This is a genomic window from Massilia eburnea (assembly GCF_009720745.1).
Classification (GTDB): Bacteria; Pseudomonadota; Gammaproteobacteria; order Burkholderiales; family Burkholderiaceae_D; genus Rugamonas; species Rugamonas eburnea.
In genome coordinates this window covers 150,582-169,052 of sequence record NZ_WNKX01000001.1, presented here as the reverse complement: position 1 = coordinate 169,052, position 18,471 = coordinate 150,582, and the positions used below count along the sequence as shown (strand labels likewise).

Genomic DNA, 18,471 nt, shown 5'->3' with positions numbered 1-18,471 from the left:
TGATTTCGCTGCGAGGAGATTGGCTTGGAAAGTTCGAAGGGACATAAAGTGGCGGCAGGCGCCGGCCTGACGCTGGCTGCTTTGCTGGCTTACCTGCTTCTGTGGCCGGTGCCGGCCGAACCGGTAATATGGTCGCCGCAACAGGGGCCGGGCTACGTGGGCGCACACGCGCCAAACACCAAACTGGCCGGGTTGCAGAAAATCGATATTGGCGCCGAGCGGGGCCCAGAGCACATCGCCATGGGTCCGGACGGCAAGCTTTACGCCGCTGTCGCCAGTGGCAATATCCTGCGCATGGCTGCCGACGGCAGCCAGCGCGAGGTATTCGCCAACACCGGCGGCCGCGTGCTGGGCTTCGATTTCGACGCCAGCGGGCGCCTGGTCGCTGCCGATGCCATGAAAGGGCTGCTGGCCATCACGCCGGACGGCAAGATCGCTGTGCTCACTGACAAAGTCGCGGACGGCGATCCAATCCGCTATGCCGATGGCGTGGTCGTCGCGCCCAACGGCACGGTCTATTTCACCGATGCTTCCACCCGCTTCGCTCCGGCGGAGTGGGGCGGTACTTTCGAAGCGAGCGTGCTCGATATCCTCGAGCAGTCATCCACCGGCCGCGTGCTCGCCTTCAACCCGGCCAGCGGCAAGACCAGCATCCTGGCCAGCGGCCTGTCGTTCGCCAACGGTATCGCCTTGTCCGGCGATGGCAAGACCTTGTTCGTCAACGAGACTGGCCGCTACCGCATCTGGAAAATCGACGCCGCCAGCGGCAAGCGCGCCATCCTGTTCGACAACCTGCCCGGCTACCCCGATAACCTGATGCGCGGGCGCGACGGCAAGATCTGGGTCGGCCTGGTCAAGCCGCGCAATCCGACCATTGACAAGCTGGCCGGCAAGCCCTTCATGCGCAAGCTCACGCTGCGCCTGCCGCGCGGCCTGTGGCCGGTGCCGAAAGCTTATGGCCACGTATTCGCCTTCAGCGAAGACGGCAAGGTGCTGGCCGACCTGCAGGATCCGTCCGGCGCCTATCCGGAAACCACGGCGGTTATGGAAACTCCGGACCGGCTTTACGTCCAGAGCCTGCATGCCGGCTATATCGGCTGGATGCCGCATCCCTGACTTGGCGGCCCCGGTGCCAAAAAAACACAACTGTGAATCGTGCGTATAACAATTGTGTTTATAATTCCTGACGACAACTTGCCTTCTTGCCATGTATCGGAAACCTTGCCCTGTATTCTTGCTGGCCGCGTTTTTCCTTGCGCCTGCCGCGCATGCCGCTGGAGGGCCCGATGGCGACATCGCCGACCTCACGCTGGAGCAACTGAATGAGGTGATCGTCACCTCGGTCTCGCGGCAAGAAGAAAGGCTGGGCAATGCAGCGGCCTCGCTGTTCGTGATCAGCGCCACCGACATCCGCCGCAGCGGCGCGCGCAGCCTGCCCGAAGCGCTGCGCCTCGCGCCGAACCTGGAAGTGGCGCGCGTCGATGCCCGCAATTACGCAATCAGTGCGCGCGGCTTCAACAACCCTTTCGCCAACAAGCTGCTGGTGCTGATCGATGGCCGCAGCGTCTACTCGCCTTTCTTCTCCGCCGTGTTCTGGGATGCGCAATCGGTGGTGATGGAGGATATCGAGCGTATTGAGGTCATCAGCGGTCCCGGTTCGACCATCTGGGGTGTGAACGCGGTGAATGGCGTCATCAACGTCATCACCCGCAACGCCAAGGATAGCCAGGGCGCCTTGCTGTCGCTTGCCGCATCGAGCGGCGAGGGCGATGCCAGCGTGCGTTTCGGCGGCCAGCTGCCAAACAATGGCTACTACCGCGCCTACGCCCAGGCCATGGCGGCAGAGGACACCGATACCGAAGCCGGCGCCAACTCCTTCACCGGCATGCAGCGGCGCCAGGCCGGCTTCCGCGCCGACTGGGACCTGATGCACGGCAGCTTTGCCATGTCGGGCGATGCCTACCAGGCCAACCTGGGCCAGTTCAAGACCAGGGATATCCAGCTGTCCGGCGCCAACCTGGTGGCGCGCTATATGCGCCAGCTGGCAGACGACAACGCGCTGCGCCTGCAGCTGGTACTGGACCACACGGAACGCAACCAGCCCAACGCTTACATAGACCGCCTCAACACGGTGGAACTGGAGGGCCAGCACGATATACGCCTGGGCAGTCATAAATTGTCCTGGGGCGGCGGCTACCGCCACTCGCGCGACGACAATACGCCGGGGCCGGGTTTCGGTTTCTGGCCCTACCGGCGCAATATGCATTGGGGCAACCTGTTCGCGCAGGACGAAGTGGCGCTCACTTCCAGCCTGCGCGCCACCGGCGGCGTGAAGGTCGAACACAATACCTACACCGGCGCCGAAGTGCTGCCCACGCTGCGCCTGGCCTGGAGCCCGGACAGCAGGCAGACCGTGTGGGGCGCGCTCTCGCGCACCGTTCGAGCACCGGCCCGCACCGACCGCGATTTCGTCGCTCCGCCGGCGCCGCTCACCAACGGCGGCGTGCCGCACTTCGCCATCGGCACCAGCCCGGATTTCGAGTCCGAGGTGGCCAGGGTGCTGGAACTGGGCTACCGCGCGCAGCCGGTGCAGAACATTTCCTACTCGGTCACGGCCTGGTTTGGCGACTACGACAAGCTGCGCACGCTGGAACCGAACACCACGCCCGGCCCATACCGCGGCGCCTTCGATTTCCGCAACCTGGCGGAAGGGCATACGCGCGGCATTGAATTCTGGGCGCGCTGGCAGCCGATGCTGCGCTGGCGTCTGAACGCCGGCCTGGTGGTTCAGGATATCGATACCAAGCTCAAGCCCGGCAGCAAGGACGCCACCACGGCTGGACTGGTGATCAACGACCCCAGCAGCTACTGGTCGTTGCGTTCTTCCCACGAATTAAGCGAGCACGTGCAGCTCGACTGGACGTTACGGTACAACGGCAGCATGCCTAAGCCTTACGTTCCGTCGTATCATGAGCTGGATGCGAACCTGGTGTGGAAGATACAGCCGAATATCGATGTCGCGCTCGCGGGTGAAAACCTCCTGCACGCACACCATGCCGAATGGGGCGCGTATCCGGGCCGCAGCGTGTTCCAGCGGCGTGCAGTCCTGAAACTGACAATGCGATACTGAACGTATGGTAAGCGCGAGCCTGACGACTCTTGCCGCGCCGCCGATGGCTGGCGGCGGCTGGCGTATTCGCCTCTTTCTGCTGGCGATGCTTCTGCTCGCCTTCAGCTGCCTGTCGGTTGGCGCGCAGCAAGGCGGTGCCGAGCCCATGATGGAACGCAGCGTGAAGGCCGCCTTCCTGTATAAATTCCTCGGCTATCTGGAATTCCCGTCCGACCCAGGTCCAACGCTGGTGGTCGGCGTGCTCGGCGCGGACGATGTGGCGGCGGAACTGGCGCAAATCGCCAATGGCCGCAATGTCGGCAGCCGCAGCATCAGCGTGCGCAAATTAAGCGAAGGCGATTCCCTGGCCGGCTTGTCCCTGCTGTTCGTCGGCGCCGACGCTACCCTGCCTGCCGCAGCGCTGCGCGCGGCGGAAAAGAATGGCGTCGTCACGGTGACCGAGCAGGAGAACGGTTTGCAAATTGGCAGCGTCATCAATTTCCGCCTGGTCGACGAGCGCGTGCGTTTCGAAGTATCGTTGCCGGCGGCCGAACGGTGCAATGTGCGCCTGAGTTCACGCCTGCTGTCGGTGGCCTACCACGTGCAGAAAGGCGGACAGTAATGATCGCAAAGGCGGCGGGATCGGTTGGCATCAAACTGATCCTGACGGCACTGACAACGACCTTTGTGGCCCTGGTGGTGGCCACGGTGGCGATGCTGGTGTACGACCTGAAAAGCTTCCAGCGCGGCTGGGTCGATGACCTGACCACGCAGGCGGTGCTGGTGGCCACGGCGTCCGCCCCGGCCATCTCCTTCAATGACCCGCGCGTGGCGCGCCAGAACCTCGGCCTGCTGCGCGTGCGGCCGGAAATCCAGGCCGGCGCCATCTACACCGCCAACGGTGCATTGTTTGCTTCCTACGTGCAAACGGCGGCGGAACTGGCGGCGCTGCCGCAGCACCCCGGCCAGCTGGGCTATGCGATCGAAGGCGGGCGCATGGTGGTGACGCACCCGATCATGGACCAGGGCGAGCGCATCGGCACGGTCTACCTCAGCGCCACCTACCGCCTGCTGGACCGGCTGCAAAGCTATGCCCTGATCCTGCTGGGCGTGATGCTGGGCAGCCTGCTGCTGGCGGCCATTGTGGCGCACCGGCTGCAGCAGACCATCACGCGGCCGCTGCTCGCCGTGACCGATGTGGCGCGCAACGTGATGCAGCGGCGCGACTACTCGCTGCGCGTGAACGAGCGCGCCACCGGCGAGATCGGCACCCTGGTCGATGCCTTCAACGACATGCTGGCGGAGATTGCGCGCCGCTCAAACGCACTGCAAGACGCCAACCTGACGCTGGAGCATGAAATGACGGTACGCCAGGGCGCCGAACGCGCGCTGCTGCTGGCGGACCGGCGCAAGGATGAATTCCTGGCCACGCTGGCGCACGAGCTGCGCAATCCGCTGGCGCCGATCCGCACCGGCCTCGACATCATGCGCATCAACGCCAGCGACCCGGTGTCCGTTGAGCGCGCGCGCACCATCATGGAACGCCAGCTGAAACAGATGGTGCGCCTGGTCGACGACCTGCTCGATGTCTCGCGCATCAACACCGGCAAGCTGACCATCCGCCGCGAGCAGCTCATGCTGCAGGACGTGGTGAACGATGCGCTGGAACTGGCGCGGCCCTTCATCGCGGCCCAGGGCCATACCCTGCACGTGCAGGTGCCGGAGCAGGCGGTCTACCTGGTGGGCGATGCCACGCGGCTGGCGCAGGTGCTGTCCAACCTGCTGCACAACGCCGCCAAATACACCGCACGCGGCGGCAGCATCACGCTGGAAGCGGAGGCCCGGGACGGCCAGGTGCAGTTGCACGTCAAGGACAACGGCATCGGCATCTCGCCGGCCCTGCTGGACGATATCTTTGAAATGTTCATCCAGGCCGATTCCTCGCTGGAACGCAGCACGGCGGGCCTGGGCGTCGGCCTGTCGCTGGCGCGCAAGCTGGTGGAGCTGCATGGCGGCAGCATCAGCGCCGAAAGCGCGGGCGAAGGGCAGGGCAGCACCTTTACTGTCACGCTGCCCGTGCTGGCGGAAACCAGTGTCGCCAAGCCGCAAGCCGAGACACTGCAGGCGGATGCACGCCTGCACCGCATCCTTCTCGCGGACGATAACGTGGACTTCGTCAACGGCATCGGCGGTTTGCTGCGCTCGCTTGGCCACCAGGTGCACATTGCCCACGACGGCAACGAGGCGCTGGCGGCAGCGGAAACATTTGCCCCCCAATTTGCTTTCCTTGACATCGGCCTGCCGGGCCTGAATGGCTACGACCTGGCGCGCGCACTGAAACGCTTGCCTGCGCTCAAGCATACCGTCATGGTTGCAGTGACCGGCTGGGGCCAGCAGAAGGACCGCCAGCACGCGTTCGAGGCCGGCTTCCACCATCACCTGGTAAAGCCGGTCAGTATTGACCAGTTCCAGGAAATTCTCGCCCAATCCGGCCCTTGATATATGGCGTTTGCGCCCGATCTGCTAGATAAGGCAATGTTAATCGAGGAGTAATGCCATGCGAGCGCATATTACACCCGACCCCGAGTCGCCTCCGCCGCAGCCGGAAAAAGAACCGCCGCCGGACATCACGCCAGTGCCGAGCGATCCGCCTGTCGTGGAACCGGAGCCGAAGCCGCCGCCGATGAAGGCTTGACGCCCGGCTCAGGCAGGGGAGGAATCTGGCGGATCTGCTCGTCGGTATCCTGCTCGCCAGGGGTTTTTTCGCCGCTGCCGATATCCGATTCCTCGATGAAATGACGCCCCTTTTCCGGGGTCGATTGCGATGGCTGTTCCATAGTGGGCACCTCCTTGCTGGCGATGTTAGCAGCGCCATGGGCGCGACGTCGCTTGCTTGCTAAAAAGGCAATGAGTGTTGCGCGGAATGAATATTTTTGAGGCCTGTCATGAGGCCGTCACTATCACCTATCTATAATAGGTCATCGACAAACGCTTTTCACGTCGGAGGCCGCCATGGGCAATTCCCTGCACAACAAGATTTACCTCAAACCTCGTCTCGACCTGCATAGCCGCCGCATCCAGGCGCTCATGTGTGCGAGTGCCGTGACAGGGGCGGCGCTTATCTGGTTGGCCTTGCGCGCACTCAAGTAAGCTTGCCGCGCCCGGCCTGGGCGCGTACCATGATGGGTTGGTTTTGCCCATTATGGAATACAAGCAATGAAGAATGAAAAACTGAGTACGGACGAATTCAATGCGCTGCTGGAAATTGCCAAAGGCATCCAGGGCCGGCCGAGTGCTTGCGTCGGCCGCAATAGCAAGCGGCTGTCGGGTATCAAGCTGATCAAGTTTGAGCGCACGGGGCGCATTATTCTGACGGATTTGGGTAAGGAACGCTTGTTCCTGCGGCGCTGCGTGCTGGCGCTGAAGGCGCTGGTGGAGCAGCCCGGCGCAGCCATTGATGCGGATGTGGCGATGTTCCTTGGGAAAAAATCGCATATTGCGGAGGTGGATGGAGGGTTCGCCATTACCGAGAAGGGGCGGGAGTCGCTGGCGGATATTGAGGCGCAGGGGCTCTAGAACCGGTTTACCGGTTTAGGGCGTGAACCCATCCGCCGTAATCTCCAGATTGCTCACCTCCCCATACTTGGCAGCAATCTTGCCAATCTCAGACGCTTTCCCCACCAGCACCATCTGCAGATTCTTGCGCGGGAAGTGCTTCTCCACCAGCTGTTTGGCGCGTTCCGGCGTCACGCTATCGACATCCTTCATGAAGTTGTCGATCTGCGCGCGCCCCACATCATTGGCGTACATATCCCCCAGCAAGGAAGCCAGCTGCTCGCTGGTCTCAAAGCGCGGCGGGAACTGCCCCTTCACATAAGCCTTGGCCGAATCCAGCGTCGCCTTGTCGATGCCCTTGCTCCACAGGCGGTCGTAAGTCTTCAGCGCCAGGTCCAGCGCCGCTTCCGTCTTTGGCAGTGCAGTGAAACTGGAAATCGAGAACGTGCCCGACTGCGACAGCGTGGAGAAGCTCGAATTCGCGCCATACGTCAGCCCCGAATTCACGCGCAGCTCGTCGTTCAGCCAGGACGTGAAGCGCCCGCCCAGCACCGTATTCAGCACCTGCAGCGGCACATAGTCCGGATCGTTGCGTGCAATGCCGGCGCCGCCGATCATGAAGGTGGTCTCGATCGCATCGGACTTGTTCACCACCCACACCCGCGCCTTGTCGGCCTGCACCTTGCCATAGTCGGCGCGCTGCGGGGCGGGGCCCTCGGCCTTCCACTGGCCGAACAGCGTTTCCACTTTCTTGCGCATGTCGGCCGGGTCGAAATCTCCCACCACCACCAGGGCCGCATTATCCGGGCGGAAGTAGGCGTGGTGGAAGGCTTTCACGTCATCCTGCTTCAACGCCGCCAGGCTGTTGATGGTGCCGGTGGCCGGGTTGGCGTAGGCGCTATTCCCGAACAGCATGGCACGGTAATATGTGCCGACCACCTGGCGCGGGCTTTCCTTGGCCTGCTTCAGGCCATTGACCTTGCGCGCGCGCAGCTTGTCCAGTTCCGCCGCTTCAAAGCTCGGCTGCTGCACCAGTTCCGCGAACAGCGGCAGCAGGGTGTCGGTGTCCTTGCGGGCGAAGTTGGCCGCCACCGTCGATTGTTCAACGCCGCCGCCGGCAGCCAGCACGGCACCGCGGAAGTCGAAGGCTTCGTCGATCTGGGCCTTGCTGTGCCTGGCCGAACCGAGCAGCACGCCGTCGCCGGTCAGGTTGGCCAGGCCGGCTTGCCTGCCGTCGTTGACGGCGCCGGCCTTCACCACGGCGCGCACGGCGACCAGCGGCACGTCATGGCGCTCCATCATGTAGACGGTCAGGCCGTTCGCCAGTTTGGCGGTTTCAAAAGCGGGCAGCTTGAATTCGGCGGCCTGCGCGGAAGCTGCGACTGCGCCGGTCAGCGCGATACAAAACAGTTTTTTCATCAATCAGTCCTCCTTCGCGGCCAGCACGCCAACGGTGCGCTGCGATTTCTTCAGGTACTTGGCGGCGACGGCCTGGATCTCGGCCGTGGTCAGCTTCTCGTAGGCGGCAGGGGCATCGAAGGCCTTCTGGTAGCCACCATAGAAGACTTCGTAGTTGCCCAGCATTTGCGCCTTGCCATTGATGGTTTCCTGCATGCGGTAGATGCCCAGCAGCTTGGCGTTCTTCACCTTCTGCAGTTCTTCTTCGCTCACGCCATCCTTGGCGACCTTGTCGATTGCTTCCAGCATGGCCTTTTCCAGCCTGGCCGGTTCCACGCCGGCGGCGGCCACCGAGAACATGTAGAGCAGGCCGGGATCGAAGCCGTCGATGCTGTGCGAGCCGACGCTGGTTGCCAGCTGCGTTTCCACCAGAGCCTTGTACAGGCGCGAAGTCTTGCCTTCGGTGAGCAGGGCTTGCAGCACGTCCAGCGCATAGCTGTCGGCGGCTCCGGCTTCCGGTACCTTGTACGCCACCATCAGGTTGGCGGAGGTGGCGGAAGGTTTGGCGACGAACAGGCGGCGTTCGCCTTTCTGTTCAGGCTCAACCGTACGCACGGCCGGCGGGGCGGGGCGTTTCGGAATGCTGCCGAAGTATTTGGTGGCCAGGGACTTGACATTGTCGAACTTCACGTCGCCGACGATCACCGATACTGCATTGTTCGGCGCGTAGTAAGTGTGGAAGTAGTTCTCCAGGTCTTTCTGGGTCCAGGCCTTGATGTCCGATTCCCAGCCGATGGTCGGAATGGCGTAAGGGTGGGCCACGAAGGCGACGCTGTTCAGGTCCTGCATCAGCATGCGCACGTTGGAATTTTCCAGGCCGGTGCTGCGTTCCGACAGCACCACGCCGCGCTCGCTGTCGACCATCTTCGGATCGATCGACAGGTGGGCGATGCGGTCGCCTTCCAGCTTGAAGATGGTCTCCAGCGACGATGCCGGGAACCAGTCCTGGTACACGGTCACATCGCTGTTGGTGTAGGCGTTATTGGCGCCGCCGCTCGCTTCCATGGTGCGGTCGAACATTTTCGGGCCGTAGTTCCTGGAGCCGTTGAACATCATGTGTTCGAAGAAGTGCGACAGGCCGGTGATGCCCGGCGCCTCATTGCGCGAACCGACCTTGAAGAAGGTGTACATGTTCGCGTTCGGGATGGCCGAGCTTTCCAGCACGATGAACTTCATGCCGTTGTTCAGCGTGAAGGTCTTGACCTGGTCGGCGGTCAGCGCCGCCTGGGCATACGAGGCGGCCGTATAGGCCAGCATCGCTGCCAGAAATTTCAACTTCATTGGTATTCCTTTCGATGAAAGAAGTTGCCAGAAGAATACTTGATCCCTAGGGAAAACGCTAATTTACCGCGTGTGGCTACAATGGGGCAGGAGGCATCAAACGATGAACTCGCCAATCGCGCACGCAAAGGCTGAACTGGGCATGGCCAGCGTCAAGTTTCCGCTGGTTGGCGTTGGCGCGTCCGCCGGTGGATTGGCCGCGCTGGAGCGGGTCCTCACCGGCTTGCCTGGCAAACCCGGCTTCTCCATCGTCGTTATCCTGCACATGCTGCCTTACCATCCGAGCAGGTGCGCCGAGGCCTTGCAGCGCTGCAGCAAAATGCCGGTGTTCCAGGTCACGGAACATCCGACTGAGGTGCAGATCAATCATGTCTACGTCATTGCTCCCGGCACGCTGCTGAAAGTCGAAGACTGCTATCTATTTATCGATGAGGCGAATGCAGGGCATAGCACGCTGGGCGCCATCGACTACTTCTTCCAGTCCCTGGCGCTGTCGCATCGGCAGCTTTCTACCGGCGTGCTGTTGTCCGGCATGGGGCAGGATGGCTGCGGAGGCTTGGCGGCCATTCGCGAACAGGGCGGCACGACGATCGTCCAGCTGCCGCAGGATGCCCAGTTCGGCGCCTTGCCCGATGCTGCCATCAAGGCAAACCAGGCCGATATCATCTTGCCGGCAGATGATATTGCGGCCCGCCTGCTCATGCTCTACAAAGTCGCGGAAGCCCCTTTCATGGTCGAGGGGCCGGAGGCGGAGGAGGCGGCGCTGCAGGACGTCCTCGAAATCCTGCATGGGAGTACTGGACACGATTTCCGCCACTACAAGCGCCCGACCATCCTGCGCCGGCTCGAGCGCCGCCTGCAGCTGCGCGGAGTCCCCAACATTGTGTCGTACCGCAAGCTGCTGATAAACGATGGGAGCGAGGCGCGCAAGCTGATGAAGGATCTGCTGATCGGCGTGACCGGCTTCTTCCGCGACCGCATGTCCTTCGATCAATTGCGTGGTACGGTGCTGCCAGCCTTGCTGGCAGGGCGGGGCAAGGGTGAATTGCGGGTGTGGGCCGCCGCCTGCTCGACCGGGCAGGAGGCCTATTCGCTGGCGATGCTGCTGGCCGACGCCGTGCACGATATGGGAGAGGCGCCGCGCATCCATATCTTTGCCTCCGATATCGACGAGCAGGCGCTGGGGGTGGCGCGGGCGGGCATGTATCCCGAATCGATCCAGGACGAAGTGCCGCCGCATATCGTCGAGCGCTATTTCGTGCGCGCCGGCAAGCAATTCCGCGTGCGCCAGTCGCTGCGCGAAATGATTACCTTCGCCAGCCATAACTTGCTGCGCGACCCGCCATTCTCCAATCTCGACCTGGTCACCTGCCGCAATTTCATGATCTATCTGGACCGCTCGATGCAAAGGCATGTGTTGCAGCGTTTCCATTTCAGCCTCAGCCGCGGCGGCTACCTCTTCCTTGGCAACGCGGAAACGGCTGCGGCCGTGCCTGAACTGTTCTCGACCGTCGACCAGGAACACAAGATTTACCAGGCACGCGTCGTCGAGGGCTACAACAAGGAGGTGGCAGTGCCGGGGCCGCCGCGCCGCGCCAATCTTTCGCATGCCCCGGCGGGCGCCGGCCTGGCCAAGCCGCAGCAATTGTCCGCGGATGAATTGTGCACCAGGCTGGTGCAGGCCGAGAGCGGGTGCGAGGCGCTGCAATCGCATAACGAAGAACTCTCCACCGTCAATGCCGAACTATCGGCGCGCCTTGACGATACCGGACGGGCCAACGACGACCTGGTCAACCTGATTGCGTCGGCCGACCTGGCGACGATCTTTGTCGGGCCCAACTTGTCCGTCAAACGCTTTACACCGCGTGCGGCCGGTATCTTCAATCTCATACCGCGTGATGTCGGCCGTAACTTGCTCGATATCACGCACCGGCTGGAGTACACGGATCTGCAGGCCGACGTGGACGCTGTGCTTGGCAGCCAGCAGCCGCACGAGCGCGAAGTAAGGTCGCGCGATGGCAGGCATTACATTGTCCGCGTGCGTCCTTACCGCACCAACGAGGACCAGGTGGCGGGTGCGGTCCTGACCTTCGTCGACATCAGCCGCCGCCGCAATGCTGAAGAAGAGGTGCGCGCCAGGGCGGCGGACCAGGAATTCCTGCTGCGCCTGGGCGATAGCTTGCGGCCTCTGGCGGATGCAGAAGAATTGCAGGCGCTGGGCTGCAGCATGCTGGGCCGGCGCCTCGAAGTGCCGCAGCTCGCCTATGCCCTGATTCGCGATAGCCAATACGAGGTCTTGCCAGGATATGCCGAGGGCATGCCGGCGTTGCAGGGAAGCGGCCAGGTGGAGTCCATCGGCGCTTCGGTCCTGGCGCGCTGGCGCGCCGGCGAGCCCGCAGTGCAGGGCGATATCGTACGCGCCGGCGCCCACGACGACCTGTGCCGGCTGGCCGGAGGCATGGGCGCGCTGATGGGGGCGGTCTGCCACAAGGGCGATACCTGGCTTGGCTTCTTCCTCGCCTGCCAGCCCAGGGTGCGCGAATGGGCGCCGTCGGAAGTGGCCTTGTTTGCCGAAGCGGCGGCACGCATCGGCGTGGAATATGAGCGCGCGCGTTCCCAAAGGGCCTTGCGCGCAAGCGAAGCGCGCCTGCACCAGCTGCTGCGTGGCGTAGCGCGGGTTTCCTGGGTGACCGGTGCCGATGGCAAGGTCAGCGACGAATGGCTCGCAGCGATCCACCCCGACGACCGGGCGCGCGTACGCGGCATGTGGCGCGATGCCGTGCGCACTGCCACCGGGCGCGAAACGGAAGTGCGCTTGCAGGATCCGGAGGGCGACTGGCTGAGGGCAAGCGTTGTCGCGACGCCGCTGCTCGACGAGCAGGGCGAAGTGCGTGAATGGAGCGGCTGCATTATCGATGTCGATGAGCGTATTGCGGCGCCATCGGGTAGCATATAGCCATCTATAACTACCCTGGCATGGCAATGGAAAATACGATGCACTGGTCGGCGCACGAGCTGTCGATGACGGTTTTGATGACGCCCGACATGGCCAACTTCTCCGGCAACGTCCACGGCGGCGCCATCCTCAAGCTATTGGACGGCGTGGCGTATGCCTGCGCCAGCCGCTATTCGGGCAGCTATGTGGTGACGCTGTCGGTGGACCAGGTGATGTTTTTACAGCCTATCCACGTGGGCGAACTGGTGACCTTCCTGGCGTCGGTCAATTACACCGGCACCAGTTCGATGGAAGTGGGGATCCGCGTGGTGGCGGAAGATATCCAGAAGCGCCTGGTGCGCCACGCAAACAGCTGCTATTTCACGATGGTGGCGGTGAGCCGGGACCGCAAGCCGCAGGCGGTGCCGCCATTGGTGCCGCAGACGCCCGAGCAAATCGCGCGGTGGGAAAAGGCCAAGCTGCGCAAAGCAGCCCGCCAACAGGTCGCCGCCGCAGCCAGGCAAGCCTGATCAAGACCGGTAAACCGGTGTCAGACCCACTGGGCCGGATACCCGCCTACATTGGCCGGCGCTGGCCGGGGTAGACCAAAGTCCGCATTGCAATCGGATGCGGCACCCCCATCGCAAACAGGAATTCCGCCGCGCGCCGCAAGCCCACTTCCGGCAGGGCGGCGACCGCCTGGTTGACGATATCCCGCGTGCGGTGGTCGGTGCGCACTTGCTGGCGATGCAGGTCGACGCTGTTCATGTTCACTCTCCTCTCCTTCAGGCGCGAAGGCGGCGTGGTCCGCCGCACACTAGTTGCTTGCCGTCCTGCAACATCTGCTGGAATGCCCCAGCTTCCACCGGACGGCTGAAATAATAGCCCTGGATCTCGTTGCAGCCATGGCGGCGCAGGAATTCCAGTTGCTCTTCTGATTCTACCCCTTCCGCAATCACGCGCAAGCCGAGGTTGTGTGCGAGCGCGATCACCGACACCACAATGGCCGCATCGTCGGCATCCGTGGCGATATCGTTCACGAAGGAGCGGTCGATCTTCAGCACGTCGATCGGGAAGTTACGCAAATAGGACAGGCTCGAATAACCGGTGCCGAAATCGTCGATCGACAGCGCCACGCCGAGCGACTTCAGTTCATGCAGCAGGTGCACGCCTTGCGCTACGTCGTGCATGAACAGGCTTTCCGTCAGTTCCAGTTCCAGCGCGGCAGGCGGCAGGCCGGTTTCCTCCAGCACGGCGGCGATGGTGGAGACCAGTTCCGGCTGCGCGAACTGGCGCGCCGACAGGTTGACCGCCATGCGCAGTCCGCTGAAGCCGGCGTCCTGCAAGGCGCGCGCCTGCAGGCAGGCGGTGCGCAGCACCCAGGCCCCGATCGGCACGATCAAGCCGGTTTCTTCGGCCAGGCCGATAAAGCGCGCCGGCGGCACCATGCCCAGCTCCGGATGCTGCCAGCGCAGCAGGGCTTCCATGCCGACGATGGCGCCCGACTCCAGGTCCACCTGCGGCTGATAGTGCAGCACGAATTCATTACGCTCCAGCGCGTTGCGCAAGGCGCTTTCGATGCGCAGGCGCTCCTGCGCCTCGTCGTTCATCTCCGGCTGGTAGAACTGGAAGGTATTGCGGCCCAGCTTCTTGGCCGAGTACATGGCGATGTCGGCATGTTCGATCAGGTTTTGCGCCGGTGTGCCGTCCGCATCGTAGACCGCCACGCCGATGGAGCAGGTGACGAAGAACTCTTTCCCTTCCAGCATGACCGGCGCCGCCAGCGCCTTCATCACGCGCTCGATGATGGCGGGCGACAGCTGTTCGTCCGGGTACTGGCTCAGGATGGCCACGAATTCGTCGCCCGACAGGCGTGCCACGGTATCGCTTTCGCGCACGCTCGATTGCAGGCGGGCGGCCACGGTCTGCAGCAGCTGGTCGCCGGCCTTGTGCCCCAGGCTGTCGTTGACGAACTTGAAGCGGTCCAGGTCGATCAGCACCACCCACATCGGCAGGCCGCTGCGGTTGGCGTAGGCAATGGCTTGCTGCAGGCGGTCCTGCAGCAGCACGCGGTTGGGCAGCCCGGTCAGCACGTCGTGGTGGGCGATGTGGTGGATGCGCTGCTCGGCCTCCTTGCGTTCCGTGATTTCGGTGCCGGTGCCGCGGTAGCCTTTGAATTCGCCCTGCGAGTCGTACACCGGTTCGCCGCTGGTGTTGAACCAGCGCGTGACGCCGTCGTTGCCGACAATGGTGTATTCGAAGTTGGAGAAGGGCAGGCGCGCCTGCACTTTGTTGATATGGTCGCGGCCAGCGCTGCTGGCGTACAGCTCCGGCGTGCATTCCCAGCGCGTGCGGCCGATGAAGTTTTCCTTGTCCACATGGCCTTTTTCAAAGAAGGCGCCAGTGATGTTGGTGAAACGGAATTGCGTGTCCTGCTCCCAGTACCAGTCGGAAGACAGTGCGAGCAGGCGGCGGAAGCGGTGCTCGGATTCCTGCAGCGCGCGTTCGGTACGTTTGCGCGCGGCCACGTCTTCGGCCAGGCGCTGGTTGGAGCGCTGCAGGTCGGCGGTGCGTGCATCGACCAGCAGCTGCACGCGGCGCGAGCGCTGGAGCAGGGTATGCACCAGGGCCGTGGCCAGCGCGCTGAACAGCAGGCCGCCGAGCAGGGTGCCGAGTGAGCCGAGGTGGTCCGCCAGGAAAGGGCGCGGCAGGTCGTCGCTGCGGATAATCCAGGAACGTCCCAGCACCTCGAAGCTGCGCATTTCGGTGCTGCGGTAATCGAAGTCGAACCAGCGGTGCAGCCAATGTTCCTTGCGTTTGCTTGGCGGCGGCCCTAGACGATAGGCCAGGCTGCCGTTGTCGGACGGGTCGCCGGCATACACGCTCAGGCCCAGGTCAGGGTCGTCCAGCAGGCCGTCGCGCTGCAGGATGGTGTGCACCAGGTAGGGCGTGCGGATGACGGCCGCCGTGTCGCCCATCCAGGCGGCGTGGCGCTCATTGCGGGTGCCGGTCGGCATGCCGGGGCGGTACACCGGCATGATCATGATGAAGCTGTTGCGCTGGGCCGGGTCCTGCGCCAACTGAAGCTGTTCGGTGGCGGCAGGGCGGCCGGTGTTCAGGATGCGGTCGATGGCGCCCCGCACTTGTACGTTATTACCGGTGTTCAGGCCCAGCGCCGGCTCGTTGCCCTGCATCGGCTCCAGGTATTCGACCACGTTGTAGTAGGGCCGTTCCGGCGCCGGCAGCGCGCTGCCATTCGGCTCGAGCTCCGAAATCCGGAAGCCGGGGAAGCGTGCCTGCATGGCCGCTTCGAATGCCGGGCGCTCGGCCTGCGTCAGCACGCGGTGGTAGTTGAACGCCTGGATGAAAGGGTAGCGCTGCAGCAGCGGTTCGGAGAAGCTGTGGAACTGTTCGCGGCTCACCGGCTGCACCGTGCGGAACAGCTCATTGATCACGTTCAGCACTTCCACCGCGTCGGACAGCCCGCGTTCGATGGCGGTCACGCGCACATTGGCGCGCTGCTGGAAGGCCAGTTCCATCTTGCCGAATTCGAGCGCGCTGACGGACACAAAGAGAATGGCGGTCGCCGCCAGGCCTGCGCCCAGCGTCAGTGCGGCTGCACCGTAGTGCGATAGTCTCCTGCGCCGACCGGCCATGGTGTCCTTTGCTTTAAAAAATGTAGTTTGTCACAATTCCTCTAGCTTTAGAGCAAGGCTGCTTAAATTCCTTGCAAATTTGCCTTGCGCAGGCGGGCAACGGTGTAAATTGCCAACAGTCGGTTGGCGAGGCCAAAACCCAGCCCGGGCGTCGGGCTGCCCCAGGCAGCCACGCGGCGCTGCATCGCGCTGGCAGGCGTGCCCGGCGACCGTCCTGGACGAATCGCAAACAGGATGTGGTTGTTGCCGGCGATGCCGGTGAACTGGCAGATGCGGTCGTGGAAGGCGTTGGCCAGTCGCACCAGCACGCTGCGGTATTTCGGGTCATAGCTGAAGACATTCGCGGCCAGCACCCCGTCCGGCTTCAGCGCGCGCCGGCAGTCGGCATAGAAATGGTCGCTGGTCAGTGCGCTGGGCAAGCCGTCGGCATCGAAGCCATCCACCAGCAGCACGTCAGCGCTGTCTTTCAGTTCTTTCATGTAAAGGGCGGCGTCGCATTGGATGACGTGGAAACGCTCATCGTCCGCCGGGATGGCGAAACGCTCGCGCAGGGCGATCACGTCGGCGCGCAGTTCGAGCACCGTGATGCAAGTCTTCGGCAAGTAGCGGTAGCAGAATTTGGCCAGCGAGCCGCCGCCCAGGCCCACCATCACGATATGCTCCGGTTGCGGTTTGAACAGGACAAAACACATCATGGCGCGTGCGTACGCCAGCACCAGCGCATCCGGGTCGGCCGGGTCCATCTGGCTCTGGACTTCACCGGGGGTGAATTCCAGCGTCAGCCGGCCGCGCCTGTGGCGGACCATTGGACGGCGGTCAGGGATGGAAGTCATTTGTCAACTTGTTATGAGCTGTATTGATCTGATAAGCTGCCGGGCTCCGGGTTCCAGTGTACCGGATGAGCAGCGCTAAGGGCGTTCGCATTTACATCGGCAACTTTTATAGGTACATTGCCAACATAGGCAGCTTGGAGACGATAAATGTTCTTAGACCATCCAACCATTACCGCGACCAACAGCTTCACGGAACCGGACCGCATCGAGCGCCTGACCCGCGTGTACGGCTATGTTGCCGCGCTTGCCGACCACGCCGGCAAGCAGCAATTCATCGAAAAGGTCAGCCAGCTGCATGACCACAAAGGCACGCTGATCGTGTTCTGGCACGACGCGCCGACCGAAGACGAAAAAGAATTCTTCTCCAAAGCCTGGGCCAGCAAGATCGGCGACGGCAGCACCAACGTCGAACACGAAGTCTGAGCGCGGCCCGGCCGCTGAACGATGGATATCCATACCCTGGTTCTCGCCCTCGCACTGGGTAATCTCAGTTTATGCGCTGCGCTGTTCTTTTTCGAGTATGAGAGCAAGAAGTCGCTGACTCTTTCGACCTGGGCGATTGCCAAGCAATGCCAGGCGGCAGGGTGGTTCCTGTTGTATTTCCGCGGCGTGGTGCCTGAGCTGCTGGCCGGTCCGCTGGCCAACATCGTGCTGCTGGCCGGCTTTGCGCTCGATGCCGGCGCCCTGTGGCAGGGCTTTGGCCGCTCGCGCTGGCGCAATTACCTCTATCCCGCCTTGTCCGTCGCGGCGGGCGCGCTGCTGGCCTTCCACATCCTGGATGTCGCGCCGGCGATCCGCATCGCCGCAGGCTCCGTGTTTGTCGGCTTCTTCTTCCTGGCTGGCGTGCTGGCGCTGGCGCGCGCCTGGCGCGGCGCCAGCATGTTGCGCCGCTACCTGGTCGTGGCCATGTTCGTACTGTCGCTGCTGGTAGTGGGGCGCGGACTGCTGACGGCGGCTTACCCGGATGGCCTGTCGTGGGTCGGCCCGAACCTGATGCAATTGCTCGGTTTCGGCGGCTTCTACCTGATGATGCTGGTGAATGCCTTTGGCTACCTGCTGCTGTCGCGCGAACACCTGCAGTCGGAGATGGCGCGCCTGGAAACCACCGACGCCCTGACCGACGTGCCGAACCGGCGCGGCTTCTACCAGGCCCTGGCGCCGTGGATGGCGCTGGCGCGCCGTCCGGGCCAGCCGACCGCCATGATCATCCTGGCGCTGGACCAGTTCAAGCGCGTCAACGACGGCTATGGCCACGCGGCGGGCGACGCGGCACTGAAGACCATGGTGGAGACCTGCAAGAAGCAGTTGCGGGATTCGGACCTGATGGGCCGCCTGGGCGGCGCAGAATTCGCTATCCAGCTGCCGCGCACCGGACTGGAAGATGCGCTGATGGTGGCGGAGCGGATCCGCAAGGCCATCGAAGTCATGCCGGTCAAGACCGAGCGTGCGATCATCAAGCTGACGGCCAGCATGGGCGTCACGACCATCCGTGCCGACGACAGCACGGTCAGCCTGTTCAAGCGTGCCGACGAGGCGCTGCAGGCGGCCAAGGTGCGTGGCGAAAACCAGGTGGCGCAGCCGCCGGAACCCCTGTCCACCGAGGTCTTGTCATGACGGCGTAACACTGATGGCGTACTGTGCTAC

At 63.4% G+C, this 18,471-nt stretch carries 16 protein-coding genes; 10 read left to right on the top strand and 6 right to left on the bottom strand.

From position 1 onward, the window contains the following. The first annotated feature begins 24 nt into the window (after positions 1-24). From GM658_RS00835 to GM658_RS00820, 4 genes are all read left to right on the top strand, one after another. Entirely contained in the window at positions 25-1,116 is a 1,092-nt protein-coding gene (locus GM658_RS00835; RefSeq protein WP_155452120.1) for an SMP-30/gluconolactonase/LRE family protein, read from the top strand. A 91-nt stretch (positions 1,117-1,207) separates the two neighbouring features. Then, positions 1,208-3,130: a TOL_0244 family TonB-dependent receptor gene (locus GM658_RS00830; protein WP_155452119.1), complete on the top strand. Its 1,923-nt coding sequence runs from the start codon at positions 1,208-1,210 to the stop codon at positions 3,128-3,130. Positions 3,131-3,134: 4 nt separating this feature from the next. Continuing rightward, positions 3,135-3,731 carry a TOL_0243 family YfiR-like periplasmic protein gene (locus GM658_RS00825; RefSeq protein WP_155452118.1) on the top strand — a complete coding sequence of 199 codons (597 nt, stop codon included), beginning with the start codon at positions 3,135-3,137 and terminating at the stop codon, positions 3,729-3,731. Then, positions 3,731-5,608, top strand: a complete 1,878-nt coding sequence (locus GM658_RS00820; RefSeq protein WP_155452117.1) for a sensor histidine kinase, YfiR-like protein-associated — start codon at positions 3,731-3,733, stop codon at positions 5,606-5,608. Before GM658_RS00825 ends, GM658_RS00820 begins: the two co-directional genes overlap by 1 nt. A 128-nt stretch (positions 5,609-5,736) precedes the next feature. Here the strand turns inward: GM658_RS00820 and GM658_RS00815 are convergent, their stop codons facing one another. Continuing rightward, on the bottom strand, positions 5,737-5,946 hold the full coding sequence (locus GM658_RS00815) for a hypothetical protein (RefSeq protein ID WP_155452116.1): 210 nt from the start codon (positions 5,944-5,946) through the stop codon (positions 5,737-5,739). Between the two features lie 175 nt (positions 5,947-6,121). Between GM658_RS00815 and GM658_RS28790 the strand changes: the two genes are divergently transcribed. After that, positions 6,122-6,259, top strand: coding sequence for a hypothetical protein (locus GM658_RS28790; RefSeq protein WP_170298618.1), 138 nt, complete (start codon positions 6,122-6,124; stop codon positions 6,257-6,259). A gap of 66 nt (positions 6,260-6,325) precedes the next feature. Then, positions 6,326-6,685: a hypothetical protein gene (locus GM658_RS00810; RefSeq protein WP_155452115.1), complete on the top strand. Its 360-nt coding sequence runs from the start codon at positions 6,326-6,328 to the stop codon at positions 6,683-6,685. Between the two features lie 15 nt (positions 6,686-6,700). Here the strand turns inward: GM658_RS00810 and GM658_RS00805 are convergent, their stop codons facing one another. Together GM658_RS00805 and GM658_RS00800 are read right to left on the bottom strand one after the other, a co-directional pair. After that, the gene (locus GM658_RS00805) at positions 6,701-8,083 is read right to left on the bottom strand and encodes a M16 family metallopeptidase (protein ID WP_155452114.1); all 1,383 of its coding nucleotides are present in this window, start codon (positions 8,081-8,083) and stop codon (positions 6,701-6,703) included. A gap of 3 nt (positions 8,084-8,086) precedes the next feature. After that, on the bottom strand, positions 8,087-9,403 hold the full coding sequence (locus GM658_RS00800) for a M16 family metallopeptidase (RefSeq protein WP_155452113.1): 1,317 nt from the start codon (positions 9,401-9,403) through the stop codon (positions 8,087-8,089). A 103-nt stretch (positions 9,404-9,506) separates the two neighbouring features. On the opposite strand from GM658_RS00800, the gene GM658_RS00795 reads away from it, so the two are divergent. After that, positions 9,507-12,359 (top strand): CheR family methyltransferase, encoded by a 2,853-nt coding sequence (locus GM658_RS00795; RefSeq protein WP_155452112.1) that lies wholly within the window; start codon positions 9,507-9,509, stop codon positions 12,357-12,359. A 26-nt stretch (positions 12,360-12,385) separates the two neighbouring features. Then, the gene (locus tag GM658_RS00790) at positions 12,386-12,868 is read left to right on the top strand and encodes an acyl-CoA thioesterase (protein WP_229416699.1); all 483 of its coding nucleotides are present in this window, start codon (positions 12,386-12,388) and stop codon (positions 12,866-12,868) included. Between the two features lie 46 nt (positions 12,869-12,914). Here the strand turns inward: GM658_RS00790 and GM658_RS00785 are convergent, their stop codons facing one another. The 3 genes from GM658_RS00785 to GM658_RS00775 all read right to left on the bottom strand — a co-directional run bounded on the left by GM658_RS00785 (position 12,915) and on the right by GM658_RS00775 (position 16,827). Then, a complete protein-coding gene (locus tag GM658_RS00785) occupies positions 12,915-13,106 on the bottom strand; it encodes a hypothetical protein (protein WP_155452111.1) in 192 nt (63 codons plus the stop codon). A gap of 17 nt (positions 13,107-13,123) precedes the next feature. Further along, on the bottom strand, positions 13,124-15,994 hold the full coding sequence (locus GM658_RS00780; RefSeq protein ID WP_155452110.1) for a bifunctional diguanylate cyclase/phosphodiesterase: 2,871 nt from the start codon (positions 15,992-15,994) through the stop codon (positions 13,124-13,126). Between the two features lie 62 nt (positions 15,995-16,056). Continuing rightward, on the bottom strand, positions 16,057-16,827 hold the full coding sequence (locus GM658_RS00775; protein WP_155452109.1) for a spermine/spermidine synthase domain-containing protein: 771 nt from the start codon (positions 16,825-16,827) through the stop codon (positions 16,057-16,059). Positions 16,828-16,974: 147 nt separating this feature from the next. Here GM658_RS00775 and GM658_RS00770 point away from each other — a divergent pair, with 147 nt between their 5' ends. Next, positions 16,975-17,250, top strand: a complete 276-nt coding sequence (locus tag GM658_RS00770) for a hypothetical protein (RefSeq protein ID WP_155452108.1) — start codon at positions 16,975-16,977, stop codon at positions 17,248-17,250. Positions 17,251-17,271: 21 nt separating this feature from the next. Continuing rightward, positions 17,272-18,441: a GGDEF domain-containing protein gene (locus tag GM658_RS00765; RefSeq protein ID WP_155452107.1), complete on the top strand. Its 1,170-nt coding sequence runs from the start codon at positions 17,272-17,274 to the stop codon at positions 18,439-18,441. The last annotated feature ends 30 nt before the right edge of the window (positions 18,442-18,471 follow it).

What these genes read in the sequence shown, in the direction of transcription:
- GM658_RS00830 (WP_155452119.1), top strand. Translation starts at nt 1,208, where the DNA reads ATGTATCGGAAACCTTGCCCTGTATTCTTGCTGGCCGCGTTTTTCCTT.
- GM658_RS00825 (WP_155452118.1), top strand. Translation starts at nt 3,135, where the DNA reads ATGGTAAGCGCGAGCCTGACGACTCTTGCCGCGCCGCCGATGGCTGGC.
- GM658_RS00820 (WP_155452117.1), top strand. Translation starts at nt 3,731, where the DNA reads ATGATCGCAAAGGCGGCGGGATCGGTTGGCATCAAACTGATCCTGACG.
- GM658_RS00815 (WP_155452116.1), bottom strand. Translation starts at nt 5,946, where the DNA reads ATGGAACAGCCATCGCAATCGACCCCGGAAAAGGGGCGTCATTTCATC.
- GM658_RS28790 (WP_170298618.1), top strand. Translation starts at nt 6,122, where the DNA reads ATGGGCAATTCCCTGCACAACAAGATTTACCTCAAACCTCGTCTCGAC.
- GM658_RS00810 (WP_155452115.1), top strand. Translation starts at nt 6,326, where the DNA reads ATGAAGAATGAAAAACTGAGTACGGACGAATTCAATGCGCTGCTGGAA.
- GM658_RS00805 (WP_155452114.1), bottom strand. Translation starts at nt 8,083, where the DNA reads ATGAAAAAACTGTTTTGTATCGCGCTGACCGGCGCAGTCGCAGCTTCC.
- GM658_RS00800 (WP_155452113.1), bottom strand. Translation starts at nt 9,403, where the DNA reads ATGAAGTTGAAATTTCTGGCAGCGATGCTGGCCTATACGGCCGCCTCG.
- GM658_RS00795 (WP_155452112.1), top strand. Translation starts at nt 9,507, where the DNA reads ATGAACTCGCCAATCGCGCACGCAAAGGCTGAACTGGGCATGGCCAGC.
- GM658_RS00790 (WP_229416699.1), top strand. Translation starts at nt 12,386, where the DNA reads ATGGAAAATACGATGCACTGGTCGGCGCACGAGCTGTCGATGACGGTT.
- GM658_RS00785 (WP_155452111.1), bottom strand. Translation starts at nt 13,106, where the DNA reads ATGAACAGCGTCGACCTGCATCGCCAGCAAGTGCGCACCGACCACCGC.
- GM658_RS00780 (WP_155452110.1), bottom strand. Translation starts at nt 15,994, where the DNA reads ATGGCCGGTCGGCGCAGGAGACTATCGCACTACGGTGCAGCCGCACTG.
- GM658_RS00775 (WP_155452109.1), bottom strand. Translation starts at nt 16,827, where the DNA reads ATGACTTCCATCCCTGACCGCCGTCCAATGGTCCGCCACAGGCGCGGC.
- GM658_RS00770 (WP_155452108.1), top strand. Translation starts at nt 16,975, where the DNA reads ATGTTCTTAGACCATCCAACCATTACCGCGACCAACAGCTTCACGGAA.
- GM658_RS00765 (WP_155452107.1), top strand. Translation starts at nt 17,272, where the DNA reads ATGGATATCCATACCCTGGTTCTCGCCCTCGCACTGGGTAATCTCAGT.